General features: G+C 65.4%; 19 protein-coding genes. 7 read left to right on the forward strand and 12 right to left on the reverse strand.

What is annotated here, in order from left to right; translation table 11 throughout:
• The first annotated feature begins 27 nt into the window (after positions 1 to 27).
• The 4 genes from JKF87_RS14155 to JKF87_RS14170 all read left to right on the forward strand — a co-directional run bounded on the left by JKF87_RS14155 (position 28) and on the right by JKF87_RS14170 (position 5,768).
• Positions 28 to 873, forward strand: coding sequence for an alpha/beta hydrolase family protein (locus JKF87_RS14155; protein WP_201100539.1), 846 nt, complete (start codon positions 28 to 30; stop codon positions 871 to 873).
• A gap of 37 nt (positions 874 to 910) precedes the next feature.
• Positions 911 to 1,477, forward strand: coding sequence for an FKBP-type peptidyl-prolyl cis-trans isomerase (locus JKF87_RS14160; RefSeq protein ID WP_201100540.1), 567 nt, complete (start codon positions 911 to 913; stop codon positions 1,475 to 1,477).
• A gap of 67 nt (positions 1,478 to 1,544) precedes the next feature.
• A complete protein-coding gene (locus JKF87_RS14165; protein ID WP_236261390.1) occupies positions 1,545 to 3,518 on the forward strand; it encodes a M61 family metallopeptidase in 1,974 nt (657 codons plus the stop codon).
• Positions 3,519 to 3,791: 273 nt separating this feature from the next.
• Positions 3,792 to 5,768 (forward strand): M61 family metallopeptidase, encoded by a 1,977-nt coding sequence (locus JKF87_RS14170; protein ID WP_201100541.1) that lies wholly within the window; start codon positions 3,792 to 3,794, stop codon positions 5,766 to 5,768.
• Between the two features lie 329 nt (positions 5,769 to 6,097).
• Here the strand turns inward: JKF87_RS14170 and rplL are convergent, their stop codons facing one another.
• Positions 6,098 to 6,481, reverse strand: a complete 384-nt coding sequence (rplL, locus tag JKF87_RS14175) for a 50S ribosomal protein L7/L12 (RefSeq protein ID WP_201100542.1) — start codon at positions 6,479 to 6,481, stop codon at positions 6,098 to 6,100.
• Between the two features lie 62 nt (positions 6,482 to 6,543).
• A complete protein-coding gene (rplJ, locus tag JKF87_RS14180) occupies positions 6,544 to 7,059 on the reverse strand; it encodes a 50S ribosomal protein L10 (RefSeq protein ID WP_201100543.1) in 516 nt (171 codons plus the stop codon).
• 319 nt (positions 7,060 to 7,378) lie between these two features.
• Between rplJ and JKF87_RS14185 the strand changes: the two genes are divergently transcribed.
• On the forward strand, positions 7,379 to 8,086 hold the full coding sequence (locus JKF87_RS14185; RefSeq protein ID WP_201100544.1) for a glutathione S-transferase: 708 nt from the start codon (positions 7,379 to 7,381) through the stop codon (positions 8,084 to 8,086).
• 3 nt (positions 8,087 to 8,089) lie between these two features.
• Here JKF87_RS14185 and JKF87_RS14190 read toward each other — a convergent pair whose 3' ends face one another.
• The 6 genes from JKF87_RS14190 to JKF87_RS14215 all read right to left on the reverse strand — a co-directional run bounded on the left by JKF87_RS14190 (position 8,090) and on the right by JKF87_RS14215 (position 12,447).
• Positions 8,090 to 8,614 carry a DUF2059 domain-containing protein gene (locus tag JKF87_RS14190; RefSeq protein ID WP_201100545.1) on the reverse strand — a complete coding sequence of 175 codons (525 nt, stop codon included), beginning with the start codon at positions 8,612 to 8,614 and terminating at the stop codon, positions 8,090 to 8,092.
• 69 nt (positions 8,615 to 8,683) lie between these two features.
• On the reverse strand, positions 8,684 to 9,136 hold the full coding sequence (locus tag JKF87_RS14195; RefSeq protein WP_307418113.1) for an NUDIX hydrolase: 453 nt from the start codon (positions 9,134 to 9,136) through the stop codon (positions 8,684 to 8,686).
• Positions 9,133 to 10,134 carry an inorganic phosphate transporter gene (locus tag JKF87_RS14200; RefSeq protein WP_201100547.1) on the reverse strand — a complete coding sequence of 334 codons (1,002 nt, stop codon included), beginning with the start codon at positions 10,132 to 10,134 and terminating at the stop codon, positions 9,133 to 9,135. Before JKF87_RS14200 ends, JKF87_RS14195 begins: the two co-directional genes overlap by 4 nt.
• Before the next feature lie 5 nt (positions 10,135 to 10,139).
• The gene (locus JKF87_RS14205; protein WP_201100548.1) at positions 10,140 to 10,784 is read right to left on the reverse strand and encodes a DUF47 domain-containing protein; all 645 of its coding nucleotides are present in this window, start codon (positions 10,782 to 10,784) and stop codon (positions 10,140 to 10,142) included.
• A gap of 99 nt (positions 10,785 to 10,883) precedes the next feature.
• Positions 10,884 to 11,966 (reverse strand): AI-2E family transporter, encoded by a 1,083-nt coding sequence (locus JKF87_RS14210; RefSeq protein WP_201100549.1) that lies wholly within the window; start codon positions 11,964 to 11,966, stop codon positions 10,884 to 10,886.
• A gap of 67 nt (positions 11,967 to 12,033) precedes the next feature.
• Entirely contained in the window at positions 12,034 to 12,447 is a 414-nt protein-coding gene (locus JKF87_RS14215) for a winged helix-turn-helix transcriptional regulator (RefSeq protein WP_201100550.1), read from the reverse strand.
• Positions 12,448 to 12,499: 52 nt separating this feature from the next.
• On the opposite strand from JKF87_RS14215, the gene JKF87_RS14220 reads away from it, so the two are divergent.
• Positions 12,500 to 13,108: an NAD(P)-dependent oxidoreductase gene (locus JKF87_RS14220; protein ID WP_201100551.1), complete on the forward strand. Its 609-nt coding sequence runs from the start codon at positions 12,500 to 12,502 to the stop codon at positions 13,106 to 13,108.
• A gap of 12 nt (positions 13,109 to 13,120) precedes the next feature.
• A complete protein-coding gene (locus tag JKF87_RS14225; protein ID WP_201100552.1) occupies positions 13,121 to 13,630 on the forward strand; it encodes a nuclear transport factor 2 family protein in 510 nt (169 codons plus the stop codon).
• Positions 13,631 to 13,701: 71 nt separating this feature from the next.
• On the opposite strand, the gene JKF87_RS14230 is transcribed toward JKF87_RS14225, so the two are convergent.
• The 4 genes from JKF87_RS14230 to nusG all read right to left on the reverse strand — a co-directional run bounded on the left by JKF87_RS14230 (position 13,702) and on the right by nusG (position 16,539).
• On the reverse strand, positions 13,702 to 14,337 hold the full coding sequence (locus JKF87_RS14230; protein WP_201100553.1) for a hypothetical protein: 636 nt from the start codon (positions 14,335 to 14,337) through the stop codon (positions 13,702 to 13,704).
• A gap of 137 nt (positions 14,338 to 14,474) precedes the next feature.
• Positions 14,475 to 15,164, reverse strand: coding sequence for a 50S ribosomal protein L1 (gene rplA / locus JKF87_RS14235; RefSeq protein WP_201100554.1), 690 nt, complete (start codon positions 15,162 to 15,164; stop codon positions 14,475 to 14,477).
• Positions 15,165 to 15,167: 3 nt separating this feature from the next.
• The gene (gene rplK, locus JKF87_RS14240; protein ID WP_054765996.1) at positions 15,168 to 15,599 is read right to left on the reverse strand and encodes a 50S ribosomal protein L11; all 432 of its coding nucleotides are present in this window, start codon (positions 15,597 to 15,599) and stop codon (positions 15,168 to 15,170) included.
• A gap of 364 nt (positions 15,600 to 15,963) precedes the next feature.
• Positions 15,964 to 16,539 carry a transcription termination/antitermination protein NusG gene (nusG, locus tag JKF87_RS14245; protein WP_201100555.1) on the reverse strand — a complete coding sequence of 192 codons (576 nt, stop codon included), beginning with the start codon at positions 16,537 to 16,539 and terminating at the stop codon, positions 15,964 to 15,966.
• Between the last annotated feature and the right edge of the window lies 1 nt (position 16,540).

Consider the following 16,540-nt stretch of genomic DNA (forward strand, 5'->3'; position numbering starts at 1 on the left):
CATGATCGCCAAGGGAGACGCCTTCGCATGAACACACGCCGGCTTGGCCTGATCGCCGTTTCAACCCTGGCTCTGTCGGCCTGCAAGGCGGTCAATGTGCCCGAAGACGCCTTCTTCTATCCCGACACCCGGATGCAGGCGGAGAAGATCGTCCTGCCGCCAGACGCGCCGATGCGTTTCCAGGCCGACACCTTCACCATTCCCTATGCGGGCGGAACCATCGGCGCGACGCGGGTGCGCACCGGACGAACCGACACGCCCCTGATCCTGTTCTGCGGGGGCAACATGTTCCGGCGCAGCGCCGCCGCAGGCCTGACCGCCGCCAAGCTGACGCCCTTCGGCGACGTGCTGATGTTCGACTATCCCGGCTCTGGCGAAACGCCGGGTCCGGCCGAATATGAAGCCTTTATCGCCACCGCCAGAGCGGTCGCCGATGTCGCCCGCGCCCAGGCCGACGCCGAAGGCCGCAAGCTGATCGCCTGGGGCCATTCGCTGGGCGGCATCGTCTGTCCTCAGATCGTACAGCACGTCCGCGCCGACGCCGTGGTGCTGGAGACCACGACCCCCAACGCCCGCGCCGTTGTCGAAAACGCAGCGGGTTGGGCCCGTCCGTTCATCCGCATCAACCTGGCCCCCAATCTGGCCGCCGTAGATGTGCCCACTGCGTTAAAGGGCTACGCCGGCCCGGTCGTGGTGCTGGAGGCCAGCCACGACACCACCCTGCCGCCCGCGCTCAGCCAGAAGCTTGTCCGCGATCTCAGGGCCGAGGGCGTCACCGTCGATCGTCTGGTCTTCCCGGACGCCGGTCACGGCGATGTCGGCGCCCAGCCGGACTTCCAGTCCCGTGTCGCAGCCGCGCTCGCCGCTCACTGACTGGACGCGCATCACTCTCAGCCCTAGCGTCACCGCCATGAATCGCATCGCCCTGCCCCTGATCGCCGCCGTCGCCCTTTCCGGCGCCCTGTCCGCCTGCGCGACCAAGCGTGAGCCGGTCACCTATGCCGAGACGGCCGCCGCCGCCGCGCGCGCCGCTTCTCAGGTCGAGGGCCAGGCGTCGCTGTCGCCGCAGGAGGTGTGGGATGCGGGCAATATCGCCTATCTGGACTGGAACGGCGCCCGTCGCGGCTGGACCACGACCGAGAGCGGCCTGCAATATCGTCGCGTCGGCAAGGCGCATCCGAACGCCGCCCAGCCCACCGCGACCGACACGGTCAAGGTCCACTATCGCGGGACCTTTATCGACGGACGCGAGTTCGACAGCTCTTACGCCCGCAACGCACCGGCCGAGTTCCCGCTGAACCGCGTCATCAAGGGCTGGACCGAGGGTGTGGCCCTGATGCACGTCGGCGAAATCTATGAGTTCGTGATCCCCGCCTCGCTAGGCTACGGCTCGCGCTGGGTCGGCGGCGGCGAGCTTCCGCCCAACTCCACCCTGCGTTTCAGCGTCGAACTGCTGGAAGTGAAGCCCGCGTCCTGACGGACTTGACGACGGCGCCCCTGCGGCAGAGGGTCGCACCTTCCCCTGAGTATCCGTAGAGCGTGAAATGAAGATCATCCGTCCCGCCGCCATGCGCGCCGCCGGTTTCGCCCTTCTGCTGGCGACGACCGCCCCCGCCGCCTTCGCCTCTGCGGCCATGGCTCAGGACGCATCGACCTATCCGCCAGCCCTGCCCGCGCCCCAGCCCGCCATCCCTGCGGTGCGCGACGCGCCCTATCCGGGCGTCATCAAGCTGGATGTGGACGCCACCAATCTGAACCAGCGCATCTTCTCGGTGACCGAGACGATCCCCGTCGCCAGCGCCGGTCCCCTGACCCTGTTCTTCCCCGAATGGCTGCCGGGCAACCACGGTCCGGTCGGCCCGGTCGCCCAGTTAGCGGGCATCGAGATCACCGCCAACGGTCAACGCGTGGAATGGGTGCGCGACACGCTTCACCCCCTCGCCTACCACCTGACCGTCCCGGCGGACGCGTCCGAGATCGTGGTCCGGATGCAGCACCTGTCGCCCACGACCGGCAATCAGGGCCGCATCACCATGACGCCGGAAATGCTGAACGTGCAGTGGGAGAAGATGCTGCTCTATCCCGCAGGCCACTGGTCGCGGAACATCACGCTCCAGCCCACGGTCAAGCTTCCGACCGGCTGGCGGTTCGGCACGGCGCTGGAGCCGCTGGAGAAGGACGGCGATGTTCAAAGCTTCAAGCCCGTCAATCTGGAAGTCCTGATCGACAGCCCGATCTTCGCCGGCGCCCACTATCGCCAGATCGACCTTGATCCCGGCGGTCGCTCGCCCGTCCGCGCCAATTTCGTCGCCGACGATCCCGCCAGTCTGGCCGCCACCGACGAGCAGATCCAGATCCTGCGCAATCTGGTGGTTCAGATGGACCGCCTGTATGGCGCGCGCCACTTCGATCACTACGACTTCCTGATCGCCATGACCGACAAGCTGGGCGGCATCGGGCTTGAGCATCACCGCAGTTCCGAGAACTCGGTCGATCCCGCCTTCTTCACCGGCTGGGCCACCCATCTGGGCGACCGCGACCTGCTCAGCCACGAGATGAACCACTCGTGGGATGGCAAATGGCGCCGCCCTGCCGACCAGTACGTCCCCAACTTCAACAGCCCGCTGCAGAACAGCCTGTTGTGGGTCTATGAGGGTCAGACGCAGTATTATGGCCAGGTCGTCGCCGCCCGTTCGGGTCTGCTGACCAAGCAGCAGGCGATGGACTCCCTGGCCATCACCGCCGCCACCTTCGACAATCGCGTCGGTCGTGAATGGCGCGCCATGCAGGACACGACCAACGACCCGATCATCAGCCAGCGTCAGCCCAAGGGCTGGCTGTCATGGCAGCGGGACGAGGACTATTATTCGGAAGGCCAGCTGATCTGGCTGGATGTCGACACCACGATCCGGGAAAAGACCAACGGCCGCAAATCCCTGGATGACTTCGCCAAGGCCTTCTACGGCGTCGAGGACGGCAGCTATGATCCCAAGCCCTATACGTTCGAGGATGTCGTCGCGGCCCTGAACGGCGTTGTCTCCAACGACTGGGCGACCTTCCTGCGCACGCGCCTGGACGGCCACGGCCCCGGTGCACCTCTGGACGGTCTGGTGCGCGGCGGCTGGCGGCTGACCTATGCGGACACGCCGACCGACTATCAGAAGACCCTGTACGCCGAGCTGAAGCGCAACGACTACACCTACTCGCTGGGCATCCAGACGACGGGCGCCAATGTCATTCGCGCCCTTCAGTGGGATAGCCCCGCCTTCAAGGCTGGCCTGGCCGTCGGCATGGAGATCGTCGCCGTCAATGGCGAGGCCGCCAATATGGATCGCATCAACGCCGCCATCACCGCGGCGAAAGACCCGGCCAAGACCGTGGACCTGATCGTCAAGGACGGCGACCGCTATCGCACCGTCAGCTTCGACTACCACGACGGCCTGCGCTACCCACGGCTGGAGCGCATCCCCGGGACGCCCGACCGTCTAGGCGACATCCTGACGCCGCGCACGCGATAGGTCCAATGGCCACAGACTGACCTCACGGCTCGTCATTCCGGGGCGTCCGAAGGACGAACCCGGAACCCAGGCGTTTTGCATCCAGCGGCAGACGCATTCAGCGGCGGCATCGCAGCCCTGGATTCCGGGTTCTTCGCTTCACTCAGCCCCGGAATGACGGTTTTGGGCTGAGTGTCGTTTGGACTCCGGACAAGGACCTCGCGGCCTTCTGTCCCTTGACGCCGCCCCCGACGCCCACGACGGTGCAGCTCTGCTGCAATACCGGATGACCTGATGTCGCGTTCACGCCTGCCCGCCGCCTGCCTCGCCCTTCTGCTGACGGGCGCCGCCGTCCCGGCCCTGGCGCACAGTTTCCAGTCGACCCCGATCATCGCCGATGCGACCCAGGCGCCCCTGGCCCTGCCCCGCGCCCAGCCCGCCATTCCGGTCCCGCAGGACAGGCCCTATCCCGGCGTCATCCAGTACCGCGCCGACGTCACCGATGTGGACCGCCGCATCGTCAATGTGACCCAGACCATCCCGGTCGCCCAGGCCGGTCCGCTGACCCTGCTCTATCCGAAATACCTGCCCGGCAACCACGCTGCGACCGGCCCGATCCAGCTGATCTCCGGCCTGACCGTGACCGCCAACGGCCAGCGGATCGAGTGGCTGCGCGACACCCTGGACCCTTACGCCTTCCATCTGGACATCCCGGCGGGCGTGACCAGCATCGACGTCGCCTTCCAGTGGCTGACCCAGCCGGACAATTCCAACTGGCGCGTCACCATGACCCCGGCCCTGGTCAATCTGCAGTGGGAGAAGGCCATCCTCTATCCGGCGGGCCACTACAGCCGCCAGATTCAGGTCGCCCCCTCCATCGTCCTGCCTTCTGGCTGGCAGTACGGCACCGCGCTGGCCACCGCCGCGCGTGAGGGCGATGTGGCGCGGTTCGAGACGACCGACCTCTACACCCTGATCGACAGCCCGGTCTTCGCAGGCGCCCACTATCGCCGCGTCGACATCGACCCGACAGGTGACCGCGTCCATCTGAACATCCTGGCCGACGAGGCCAAGGGCCTGGCCGCCACCGACGATCAGATCAAGCTGTTCAAGAACATGGTTCAGCAGGCCGACCGTCTGTTCGGCGCCCGCCACTTCGACCGCTACGAGTTCCTGTTCGCCCTGACGAACCAGCTGGGCGGCATCGGGCTGGAGCATCACCGCAGTTCGGAAAACACCGGCGCCCCCGACTTCTTCACCAACTGGTCCAAAAGCGAGGGCGACCGGGGCCTGCTGCCCCACGAATACACCCACTCGTGGAACGGCAAGTTCATGCGTCCGGCGGACGAACTGACCGCCAACCACAACGTCCCGACCCAGAACACCCTGCTGTGGGTCTATGAGGGTCAGACCGAATACTGGGGCGATGTCCTGGCCGCCCGCGCGGGCCTGCACAGCCGCGAGGTGGCGCTGGCCACCCTGGCCGCCATCGCCGCCTTCTATGACAACCAGCCCGGCCGCGAATGGCGCGCGCTTCAGGACGTCAACAACCACAATCTGCTGGGCTACCGCGTGCCGGGCCAATTCACCTCATGGATGCGCGGCACCGGCGATTACTACCGCGAAAGCGCCCTGATCTGGCTGGACGCCGACACCCTGATCCGTGAGGGCACCAACAACCGCAAATCCCTGGACGACTTCGCCCGCGCCTTCTTCGGCCACGACGACGGCCAGTGGGCGCCGCAGGGCTATACGTTCGAGCAGGTGGTCGCGGCCCTGAACGCCGTCTATCCGCACGACTGGACCGGCTTCCTGCGCGGGCGGCTGGACGCCGTCGGCCCCGACGCTCACGCCCCTCTGGCGGGCATCACGCGCGGCGGATACCGGCTGACCTACACCGACACGCCGTCGGCGGCGGAAAAGGCGGTCCAGACCGGTTGGGCCAATGATTTCCAGTATTCGCTGGGCTTCACCCTCAGCGGCGATCGCCTGACCAACATCCGCTGGGGCGGCCCTGCGTTTGAACAACGCATCGGCGCGGGCTGGCAGCTGGTCGCGGTCAACGGCGTCGCCGGGTCCGCCGAGGCCCTGCGCAACGCCGTCACCGCCGCCAAGGGAACGGACGCCAAGATCGAACTGCTGATCAAGTCCGGCGACCGTTTCCGCACCGTCGCCTTCGACTATCACGACGGCCTGCGCTACCCGCGCCTTGAGCGGATCGAGGGCACCCCCGACCGTCTGGGCGCCATCCTGACGCCGCGCAGCCGCTGAGGCCGAACAGCAGCCCATCTCCAATCGGATCAGAGCCCAGTCTGAAAACTCAAGGCGATCGACATTCGGTCGGCTGAATTCTCAGATCGTCCTTCCGGGGCTGAGCGAAGCGAAGAACCCGGAACCCAGGACTGCGACCGCATTGTTGGACACATTCAACACCGGATATGCGCGTCCTGGGTTCCGGGTTCATCCTTCGGACGCCCCGGAAGGACAGTTTTGGTCTGAATGGCGACTGGACCAAGATCACATAGCCGCCCCGAAACAAGAAAAGGCCCCGAGGTTTCCCTCGGGGCCTTTCCGATCTTCAGCAGATGCTGAGAACCAGATTACTTGATCTGGATCTTCGCGCCGGCTTCCGTCAGCTTCTTGGCGATTTCGTCGGCGGTTTGCTTCGAAACGTTTTCGACGACGTTCTGCGGAGCGCCTTCGACCAGGTCCTTGGCTTCCTTCAGACCCAGGTCCGAACGCACGCCACGGACTTCCTTGATGACGTTGATCTTCTTGTCGCCGCCGTCCACCAGGACAACGGTGAACTCGGTTTGCTCTTCAGCGGCTTCAGCCGGAGCAGCGCCACCAGCGGCCGGGGCAGCGAAAGCAACCGGAGCAGCAGCGGAAACGCCCCACTTTTCTTCCAGCAGCTTGGACAGTTCAGCAGCTTCCAGAACGGTCAGTGCGGACAGGTCTTCGACGATCTTGGCGAGGTCGGCCATTGTCAGTTTTCCTTCGGAGGATTGGTTTTAGAGAGTGATGCAGAGATGAAAGGCTGGGCCGCTTACGCGGCTTCCTTGGTGGCGTAGGCGTTGAACACGCGAGCCAGCTGACCGGCGGGTGCTTGCAGCACGCCGGCGATCTTGGTCGCAGGCGCGTTGAGCAGGCCGATGAGTTGACCACGAACCTCGTCGAGGGTCGGGAGCTTCGAGAGTGCCTCGACGCCCTTTGTATCGACGACGGTTTCGCCCATGAAGCCGCCGATGATCTTGAAGCGATCATTGGCTTTGGCGAACTCGGTGGCGACCTTGGCGGCCGTACCGGGGTTCTCGGCGTATGCGATGCCCACGGGACCCTTGAACAGGCCGTGGTAGTCGCTGCCTTCTTCGGCTTCGAGCGCCTTCAGCGCCAGGCGGTTCTTGACCACCTTGAACGCGCCGCCTTCTTTACGAAGACGGCCACGCAGATCTTCCATTTCCGCAACGGTCAGGCCCAGGTTGTGGGCCACGACCACGCTGCCGGCGTCGGCGAACACGCCCTTGAGCGATTCGATAGACTCGGCTTTTTGTGCGCGATCCATTGCGGTCTCCAGTCTTGGTATTCGCCGACGGGCTTATTCCCGACGGCGGATTGGCTAAAGCGCCATGCATCGCTGCAAAGCGTTCGAGCCGGTCGTATTGTCCGAAGGATGCGTCTGACGGCGTCCGTCCCGGAGTGCGGGCCGATGCGCGGCAAGTTCGCGTCCCCATCTCCCCACGGCGTCAGAAGGCTCTCTGACAGTTACGGCCTGGGTGACCCCCACGCCCCGAAGTTCTCGGACAGGACCGTCAGAAGATGAACTTCCAACGGGAAGCGGCGCTTTTACAGGGACCGATCACAGAAATCAAGGCGCGCAGCCCATGGCCTACGAACTCTATTACTGGCCCACGATCCAGGGACGCGGCGAGTTTGTGCGCCTGGCGTTCGAGGCGGCGGGCGCCGACTATGTCGATGTCTCGCGTCAGGATGACGGCGAGGCGATGATGGCGCTGATGCAGGAGGCGGCCACGCCGCCCTTCGCACCGCCTTTCGTCCGTCTGGGCGACCGCACCGTGGGCCAGGTGTCCGCCATTCTCGCCTGGCTCAGCCCGCGACTGGGCCTGGCGCCCGACGACCCTGCCGACCGCGCCTGGCTGGACCAGATCCAGCTGACCTTCGCCGACCTGGTGGCGGAGGTGCATGACACCCACCACCCCATCGACATGATGGCCTATTACGACGACCAGAAGCCCGAGGCCGCCCGCCGCGCCAGGGCCTTCCGCGATCATCGCATCCCCAAATTCCTCGGCTGGGCCGAACAGGTTCTGGCCCGCAATCCGTCAGGCCCGACGTGGTTGGTCGGGGAAAGCCTGACCTACGCCGACCTGTCGCTGTTCCAGGTGGTCGAGGGCCTGATCTACGCCTTCCCCAAGGCGGCTGCGCGCACATTGAAGACCGCGCCCAAGGTGGCGGCGCTCAGCGATCGGGTCGCCGCCCTGCCCCGCATCCGCGCCTATCTGGACAGCCCGCGCCGCATCCCGTTCAACGAGGACGGCATCTTCCGTCGCTACCCCGAACTGGACGGCTGACGCTCAGCGCCGCCCCTTGGATGCGGACGAAGCGGCGGCGTCACAGTTGAACTGGGCGCAGTATTTGCTCTGCAACTCGGTGACGAAGGCGATCATGCTGTCTTCCGTCACCTCCTGCGTGGCCATGCCCAGTTGAAAGCTCTTGGCGGCGATCAGGCGGCCGATGGGAGATTCGTAAAAGGCGAGTTGCGCCTCCAATTCTTCGGATGTGTAGATTTCGGCATAATGGGGCGCCAGATCGGTCAACAGCCGATTGGTCATCGCCGTCAGCATCCGCGGCGCATTGGCGCGTATCCAGGCCGCCTCCTGCCGCCCCACCCCAGCCGCCGTCCCCGCCGCTTCGATAGCCGACACCTGTTCACCGATCAGACTTTCCAGACTCTTGGTGAAGCTGGGCCCCGCAGTCGCCCGTATCAACCGTTCCGCCAGCGCCGTCCGCTGCGCCAACCCCGCATCCTGAGCCGCTGCGGGCTGCACAGCCAGACACAGGGTTGCTGCGACGGCGATGAAGACGTGACTGATGCGCATATGGTTCTCCCCTGCCCGACTATCGGCAGAGGCGGCGCGCGTGACCAGACGAAATCGCCCTGAGGTTGCTCAATACGCCAGCGGCGTGGCGGCGAAGTCGCGGATCAGTTCGGCCAGGTCCGCCTCATGCACGGCGTCCGCCGCCTCGGCAGGCGTCATCCAGCGGCGCTCACGCTGGTGCGCTTCCGGCCAGGCCCCCAACTGTATCAACACTTCCAGCGGATATACCGAGACCACGCACTGACGCTGGCGGCCGTCCTTCATGCCCTTGGCGTAGCGGAAGACGCCGACCGAGTGCCCGTCGATCTCGCCCTTCACCCCGGCTTCTTCCAGCGCTTCTTGCGCGGCGGCTTCGGGATCGGTCTTGCCGACCATCCGACCGCCCTTGGGGATGACCCAGCGCCGCGTCTCGCGCGAGGTGATCATCAGGATGCGGCGCTCGCCGTCCTCCAGCCGCCACGGCAGGGCCGCGACCTGGCGCGTCTCTGACCGCACTGTGCGCTTGGGATTCGCCCCGCTCACGTCAGGAACCATCCGCCGACGAAGTAGAAGATCGCGCCGATGGCCGCCGCTGCGGGCATGGTGATGAACCAGGCCGTGACGATGCTGCGCGCCACGTTCCAGCGCACGGCCGACACCCGCTTGGCCGCGCCCACGCCGACGATGGCGCCGGTGATGGTGTGGGTGGTCGAAACCGGGATCCCCATGCTGGTCGCGGCGAACAAGGTGATAGCCCCGCCCGTCTCGGCGCAGAAGCCCTGCTGCGGCGACAGGCGCGTGATGCGCGAGCCCATGGTGTGAACAATCCGCCAGCCTCCGAACAGGGTTCCCAGCGCGATGGCGGCCTGACAGGTGATCACGACCCAGAACGGCACGTGGAACTCGCCGCCCAGCATGCCGCGCGAATATAACAGTATGGCGATGATCCCCATGGTCTTCTGGGCGTCATTGCCCCCGTGACCCAGAGAATAGGCCGAGGCGGAGATGAACTGCATCCCCCGGAACACGCGGTCCGCGAACGCCGGGTTCGACTTCACGAACAGCCACGACACCAACAGCACCAGCATCAGGGCCAGCACGAAGCCGACGGCGGGCGATAGGAAGATGGCGGCGACCGTCTTGGCCACGCCTGCGATCACGACCGCGCTTGTGCCCGCCTTGGCGATGCCTGCGCCCAGCAGACCGCCCACCAGGGCGTGCGAGCTGGAGGACGGTATGCCCAGCAGCCAGGTCACGACATTCCAGATGATGGCCCCCATCAGGGCGCCGAAGATCACCTGGTCCGAAATCACGCCCGGATCGATAATGCCCCGCCCGATGGTGTCGGCGACGTGCAGCCCGAAGAACAGGAAGGCGATGAAGTTGAAGAAGGCCGCCCAGCCCACCGCATACACCGGCGGCAGAACCCGCGTGGCGACGATGGTGGCGATGGAGTTGGCTGCGTCGTGCAACCCGTTCAGAAAATCGAACAGGATGGCCACGCCGATCAGGAAGACCAGGATCAGGAGGGCGTGATCCATGATGATCAGAGGTGCTCGACCAGCACGCCGTTGATGCGGTTCGCCACGTCCTCGAACCGGTCGACCACCTTCTCCAGGTGATCATAGATCTCGGCGCCGATGATGAAGGGCATGGTGTTGCCCTCGCGGTGCTTGGCGTACAGCGCCTTCATGCCCTCGTCGTACAGGGTGTCGCTGTCGCTCTCCAGCGTGGCGATTTCCTCGGTCAGGGTGTTCAGGCGGTCGTGGTTCTTGCGCATGGCCGGCAGCAGGCTGACCGCCTCCACCGTCTTGACGGCGCACAACAGGGCGATGTCGCCCAGTTCGCGCATCTTCGGCTCGAACTCGCGTTGCTCGTACAGGCCGATGGTCTTGGCCGTCTTCTGCATCTGGTCGATGGCGTCGTCCAGCGAGTTGGTCAGGCCGCGGATGTCGGAACGGTCGAACGGGGTGATGAAGCTGCGGCGCACGGCGAACAGGACTTCGCGCGCCACATCATCGGCCTCGTTCTCATAGGTGATGATGTCCTGACGCCACTTCTCGGTCTCGTCGCCGCCATCCAGCATCCGACGCATGGCCTCGGCGCCCTTGGTCAGGGTCGCCGCATGGGCGTCGAACAGGCGGAAGAAATTATCTTCCTTGGGCAACAAGGCCTGGAACCAGCTCAGCATCCGACAATCCCCGATCAGGCGACGCCTTCAGGCGACCGCGCGCCCCCAAAAAAGGATACGGGGCGCGCCGTCAAGTTTTCAGACTACGGACAGTTCGCTTTATCGTTCGCCCGGCGCCTTTGCATCAGGGTCTCCAAGCACATCCTGGCGGTAAAGCATGGTTACAATCGTGTGCAGCACCAGGGCGATCGGGGTGGCGAACAGAACGCCCAGCGGCCCGAACAATGTGCCGATTCCCACTACGGCGAAGATTCCCAGCACGACCGGCAGATTGGCCACGTTCTTCTGAACCAAGGGCGTGATGAAGTTGCTCTCCAGCTGCGAGATGACGATGTGGACCACCACGGCCAGCACCGCCGTGTGCCAGCCCTGCGTCGCGCCCACCAGGACTGACGGAATGGTCGAGACGATCGGCCCCACAATCGGCACGAACTGCGACAGGCCCGTCAGCAGTCCCAGACCCAGCGCCGACGGCACGCCGATGATGGCCAGACCGATGCCGGTCAGGGTGCCCACCAGCACCATCGAGAACAGCTGCGCCTTCAGCCAGCCCTTCAGCGCCTTGCCGCAGCTGTTCAGCACTTCACGCAGGCGGTCGCGTCGGTCCATCGGAAACACCGACAGCAGGCCTTCGCGCGACTTGGCGGGTTCGATGGCCAGAAAGACGCCCGCCACCACCACCAGAACCATGGTCGTGATGCCCGCCGCCATGCCGATGGCGAACTTCTGCGCGAACTGCAGCGCCTCGCCCGCTCGGCTGCCCAGGTTCTGAAGTTGCTCGAACACCTGGGCGGCATAGGGTTGCGCCTCGATCCAGGTCTGCACCTGCGCCCAGCCCAGCGGAACAATGGCGATCAGGGTCGTCACCTGCTCGGAGATCTGCGCCCCGAACAGCGCCAGCAGCCCGGCCAGAACCCCGATGACGATCAGCATCGACAGGAAAACCGCCAATGGATCGGGCAGCCTCAGAAACCGCACCAGCGGATCGGCCAGCGCCCGCAGGATCACCGCCACCACGATGGCGCCGAAGATCAACAGCCACAGGGTCTGCAGCGACACCACCAGCTGAATGGCGAAATAGGCCGACACCAGAACGATGGCGCCGAACGCCAGCCGCCCCTTCCACGGATCATGGCCGCCAGCGGCCGAACCGCCTTTCGATTTACCCAAACCGAACATCATGCCCCCTTCAAGGTGGGGTCAGAACGCCGTCGCCGCCCCACGGTTCGCCGCCACCGAGAAAAAATCATCAGGGGGCGGAAATGCGCCCGTCATAGTCGGCCTGGGCCTGGGCCACTTGCGGCATCTGCGTCTCGGCCCAATCGATCATCGCCTGCATGGATGCGATCAGGCCCCGGCCCAGCGGCGTCACCGCATAGGTCACCGTTACGGGCACGGTCGCCACCACGGTCCGCGACACCAGCCCGTCGCGCTCCAGCGACTTCAGGGTCTGGCTCAGCATCTTCTGCGACACCCCCTCGATGCGCCGCTTCAGCTCATTGAACCGGATCGGCCCCCGCCCAAGCGCAATCAGGATCAGGGTGCTCCATTTATCAGCGATCCGATCCAGCAGCTGGCGCGTTGGGCATTGGGACGCGAACACGTCGCCCCGCGTCCAGGTTTCTTCAGAGTGACCAGGTGAGTGGAAAGTGCCGTCTTGCATGGTCGCATTCAGTAGCACACCTAGTCACCATTGGATACCACAGGAGCCTTCCATGAAAGTCGCAGTCCTCGGCGCCAGCGGTCGCGCCGGATCGGAGATCACCAAGGAACTGGCGGCGCGCGGTCACACCGTCACCGCCATCGCCCGCAAACCTGAAACCATTCCCGCCGCATCCGGCGTCACCGCCGTCGCAGGCGACGCCTCTGACGCCGCCGCCCTGCCCGGCCTGATCAAGGGCGCCGACGCTGTCATCAGCGCCCTGCATTTCGACGTTCCCGCCGAGGCCATCCTGGCGGCCCTGAAGACGGCGGGCGTGCCCCGCCTGCTGGTCACCGGCGGCGCCGCCAGCCTGGAGGTCGCACCCGGCGTCCTGCTGATCGACACCCCGGCCTTCCCCGCGGAATGGAAGCCCATCGCTGTCGGCGGTCTCGACTACCTCAAGACCCTGCGCGGCGAGACCCAGATCGACTGGACCTTCTTCTCGCCCGCCGCCTTGATCGAGGAAGGGCCGCGTCTGGGCCATTACCGCACTGGCGGCGACCAATTGCTGACCGACGCCAACGGCGACAGCAGGATCAGCTTCGCTGACTACGCCATCGCCATGGTCGATGAGTTGGAGCAGCCCAAGCACAGCCGCGCCCGCTTCACCGCGGCCTACTGAGGGGATCGCCCGATGAAGAGACCGCTGATCGCCGCCGTCGCCGCCTTCGGGCTGGCGGCGGCCGCCCTGCCCGCCTCGACCGCCGCGGCCCAACAGGCCGCCGCCTCCAGCAGCCGCACCCCGCAGGAGGAGGCCAACGCCCGCGTCGTCACCGCCTTCTACGACCTGGCCTTCAACCAGCATAAGCCGACCGAGGCGGCGCGGCTCTATATCGGCGACCGCTACATCCAGCATAATCCGGGCGTCCCGAACGGCGCGGCGGCCTTCTACGGCTATTTCGAAGGCTTCTTCCGCGACAATCCCCAGTCGCGCGCCACCATCCATCGGGTCATCGCCGACGGCGATCTGGTCGCCCTGCACGTCCATTCGCAGGAGACGCCCAGCGATCCGGGTCGGGCCATCGTCGACATCTTCCGCGTCGAAAACGGCAAGATCGTCGAACATTTCGACGTCATCCAGTCCGTCCCTAGCACCCCGACCGCCAACGGCAACACCATGTTTGACGGCTCGAAAGCCGACTGACTTCGTCCGTCCCCAAGGACAACGGCCCCGGAGATCGCTCTCCGGGGCCGTTTTCATATTCAAGCCTGGGATCAGTTGGCCGGGGGCGCGGGCGGCGGCGGAGCCTCAACGACCGTCCAGATGACCTGGCTGGCGTCGGCGATGACCTGCACCCAGATGGTCTTGTCCGGGCGGCGGATCACATAGGCGCTGATCGGATTGCCGTAGATGATCATCAGACCCAGGTTCATGTCGCTTCGCAGCGTCTGGGGCAGCTCATCAATCGCGGGGTTCGGCGCCTCGCTGTTGGCGATCTGCACGCCGCCCAGCGCCTTGACGGCCTCGTCCAGGCTCCGCTGGACCTCCAGCCGCGAAAAGGTCTTGTCCTCCGGCGTGGCGGAGCTGGCCATATGGACCTTGCCCTCCACCGTCTGGAAGCCGGTTCCGGTCCAGATCGGATAGGCCGCCAGGTCCATCGTCTTCTCGTCACGCACGCCATAGCCTGCAGGCGCGCCCACATAGGGGAAGGCGCCCAGCGGCGCGGTCGAAACGGGGATCAGGCTCAGATCGACATTGGCGGCGACGGCGCTCGGCGCCTTGGCGTCTGCACCGGCCTGCATGGCCGCGCCGTCCGTCGTGGCTTCAGCCTCGGTCTTGGCCGGCTTGTCGCCGCAGGCCGCCAGGCCGAGCACAGCCAGCATGGCCAGTGTGGAGCTCAGTTTCTTCAACGTGACACCCGTCGTTCAGTTGGACAGACAGACTTTATGTCCCACGAACTGCGACAGGCTCAAGACAAACAGCCGGACATGAAAAAACGGCGGGGATTTCTCCCCGCCGTTTCAACAGTTCAGCTTGTCGCTAAGGCTTAGGCGCCCAGCGAGGCCGGATCGACCTTGAAGCCCGGGCCCATCGTGGTCGACAGGCTGATGCGCTTCACATAGGTGCCCTTGGCGCCCGACGGCTTGGCGCGGACCAGAGCGTCCACGATAGCCTTGACGTTGGCTTCCAGCGCGTCCTGCGTGAACGAGGTCTTGCCGATGCCGGCGTGGACGATGCCCGCCTTCTCGACGCGGAACTCGACGGCGCCGCCCTTGGCGTCCTTGACGGCTTGCGCGACGTTCGGGGTCACGGTGCCGACCTTCGGGTTCGGCATCAGGCCGCGCGGGCCCAGCACCTTACCCAGACGACCGACCAGGGCCATCATGTCCGGCGACGCGATCACGCGGTCGAACTCCATGAAGCCGCCAGCGATCTTTTCGTACAGATCTTCGGCGCCGACGTGTTCAGCGCCAGCAGCGGTGGCTTCGGCGGCCTTGGCGTCCTTGGCGAAGACGGCGACGCGAACGTCACGGCCCGTGCCCGACGGCAGGTTCACAACGCCACGGACCTGTTGGTCGGCGTGACGCGGGTCAACGCCCAGGTTGATCGCGATTTCCAGGGATTCGTCGAACTTGGCCTTGGCGTTTTCCTTGGCCAGCTTGATGGCGTCGGAGAACGGCAGCAGGTCTTGCGTGACGCCGGTGCGGGCTTTTTGAGCCTTGGTTTGCTTAGCCATGGATTAGCCCTCCACCACTTCGAGGCCCATCGCGCGGGCGGAGCCTTCGATGATCTTGGTCGCGGCGTCCAGGTCGTTCGCGTTCAGATCTTTCATCTTCTTTTCGGCGATCTCGCGCAGCTGGGCCACGGTGATCTTGCCGGCGACTTCACGGCCGACCAGCTTCGAACCCGACTTCAGGCCGGTGGCCTGCTTCAGGTACCAGGTCGCCGGGGGCGTCTTGGTGACGAAGGTGAACGACTTGTCCTGATAGACGGTGATGACGGTCGGAAGCGGGGTGCCCTTGGCTTCCTTCTCGGTGCGTGCGTTGAACTCCTTGCAGAAGCCCATGATGTTCACGCCGCGTTGACCCAGAGCCGGGCCGATCGGGGGCGAAGGCGTGGCCGAACCGGCCGGCACTTGCAGCTTGATATAGCCGAGAATTTTCTTGGCCATTGGTCTCTCCTATGAATGACCCGACGAACGAACGACGGGCCGGTGAGCCGTGGTGCGGCATGGCTGCCTCCCACGGATTTGCCGCTCCGCGGATCGAGACCCGCCGAGCGAAGGCGCGCGTGTAACAGAGGGGGCCGCGAAAGGCAAACCAGGGAGTTGCTCACTCCCCCACTACGTCATCCTCGGGCTTGACCCGAGGACCGGACGCGGATCGGGCTGTGCATCGCCCAGAGCGCAAAGCTGCAGACCACCCGATCCTCGGGTCAAGCCCGAGGATGACGGCGGCACGGCCGGCGTCGCCCGGAGCAAGAAAAAGCCGCGCCCGTTGCCAGGCGCGGCTTCAAATCTCTGAGTGGCGTGGGGTTTAGCCCGCGACCTTCTCGACCTGGCCGTATTCCAGTTCGACCGGCGTGGCGCGGCCGAAGATCGAAACGGCGACGCGCAGACGGGCGTGTTCTTCGTCCACGCTCTCGACCGAACCGTCGAAGCTGGCGAACGGGCCGTCGATGACCTTGACCTTCTCGCCGATGTCGAAGCGGATCGTGGGCTTCGGACGTTCGACGCCCTCTTCCACCTGACCGATGATGTTCTGAACTTCACGTTCCGAGACCGGCAGGGGCTTGGTGCCGCCTGCCGCGCCTAGGAAGCCGGTGACCTTCGGCGTGTTCTTGACCAGGTGATAGGCCTGATCGGTCATCTCCATCTTCACCAGCACATAGCCGGGGAAGAATTTGCGTTCCGAGTTTACCTTGCGGCCGCGACGGATCTCGACGACGTCCTCGGTCGGAACCAGGATTTCGGAGAAAGCGTCTTCCAGGCCCTGTTGCTTGGCCTGATCACGCAGTTGCTCGGCGACCTTCTTTTCGAAGTTCGAGTAGGCGTTAACGATGTACCACTTGTGGCGCGGATTGGCAGGTTTTGCGGGCGCTGCGTCGGTCATG

It is taken from the genome of Brevundimonas nasdae, assembly GCF_016654005.1.
Lineage (GTDB): Bacteria > Pseudomonadota > Alphaproteobacteria > Caulobacterales > Caulobacteraceae > Brevundimonas > Brevundimonas nasdae.

Coding starts and splice junctions, on each gene's coding strand:
- JKF87_RS14155 (WP_201100539.1), top strand. CDS start 28: ATGAACACACGCCGGCTTGGCCTGATCGCCGTTTCAACCCTGGCTCTG.
- JKF87_RS14160 (WP_201100540.1), top strand. CDS start 911: ATGAATCGCATCGCCCTGCCCCTGATCGCCGCCGTCGCCCTTTCCGGC.
- JKF87_RS14165 (WP_236261390.1), top strand. CDS start 1,545: ATGAAGATCATCCGTCCCGCCGCCATGCGCGCCGCCGGTTTCGCCCTT.
- JKF87_RS14170 (WP_201100541.1), top strand. CDS start 3,792: ATGTCGCGTTCACGCCTGCCCGCCGCCTGCCTCGCCCTTCTGCTGACG.
- rplL (WP_201100542.1), bottom strand. CDS start 6,481: ATGGCCGACCTCGCCAAGATCGTCGAAGACCTGTCCGCACTGACCGTT.
- rplJ (WP_201100543.1), bottom strand. CDS start 7,059: ATGGATCGCGCACAAAAAGCCGAGTCTATCGAATCGCTCAAGGGCGTG.
- JKF87_RS14185 (WP_201100544.1), top strand. CDS start 7,379: ATGGCCTACGAACTCTATTACTGGCCCACGATCCAGGGACGCGGCGAG.
- JKF87_RS14190 (WP_201100545.1), bottom strand. CDS start 8,614: ATGCGCATCAGTCACGTCTTCATCGCCGTCGCAGCAACCCTGTGTCTG.
- JKF87_RS14200 (WP_201100547.1), bottom strand. CDS start 10,134: ATGGATCACGCCCTCCTGATCCTGGTCTTCCTGATCGGCGTGGCCATC.
- JKF87_RS14205 (WP_201100548.1), bottom strand. CDS start 10,784: ATGCTGAGCTGGTTCCAGGCCTTGTTGCCCAAGGAAGATAATTTCTTC.
- JKF87_RS14210 (WP_201100549.1), bottom strand. CDS start 11,966: ATGATGTTCGGTTTGGGTAAATCGAAAGGCGGTTCGGCCGCTGGCGGC.
- JKF87_RS14215 (WP_201100550.1), bottom strand. CDS start 12,447: ATGCAAGACGGCACTTTCCACTCACCTGGTCACTCTGAAGAAACCTGG.
- JKF87_RS14220 (WP_201100551.1), top strand. CDS start 12,500: ATGAAAGTCGCAGTCCTCGGCGCCAGCGGTCGCGCCGGATCGGAGATC.
- JKF87_RS14225 (WP_201100552.1), top strand. CDS start 13,121: ATGAAGAGACCGCTGATCGCCGCCGTCGCCGCCTTCGGGCTGGCGGCG.
- rplA (WP_201100554.1), bottom strand. CDS start 15,164: ATGGCTAAGCAAACCAAGGCTCAAAAAGCCCGCACCGGCGTCACGCAA.
- rplK (WP_054765996.1), bottom strand. CDS start 15,599: ATGGCCAAGAAAATTCTCGGCTATATCAAGCTGCAAGTGCCGGCCGGT.
- nusG (WP_201100555.1), bottom strand. CDS start 16,539: ATGACCGACGCAGCGCCCGCAAAACCTGCCAATCCGCGCCACAAGTGG.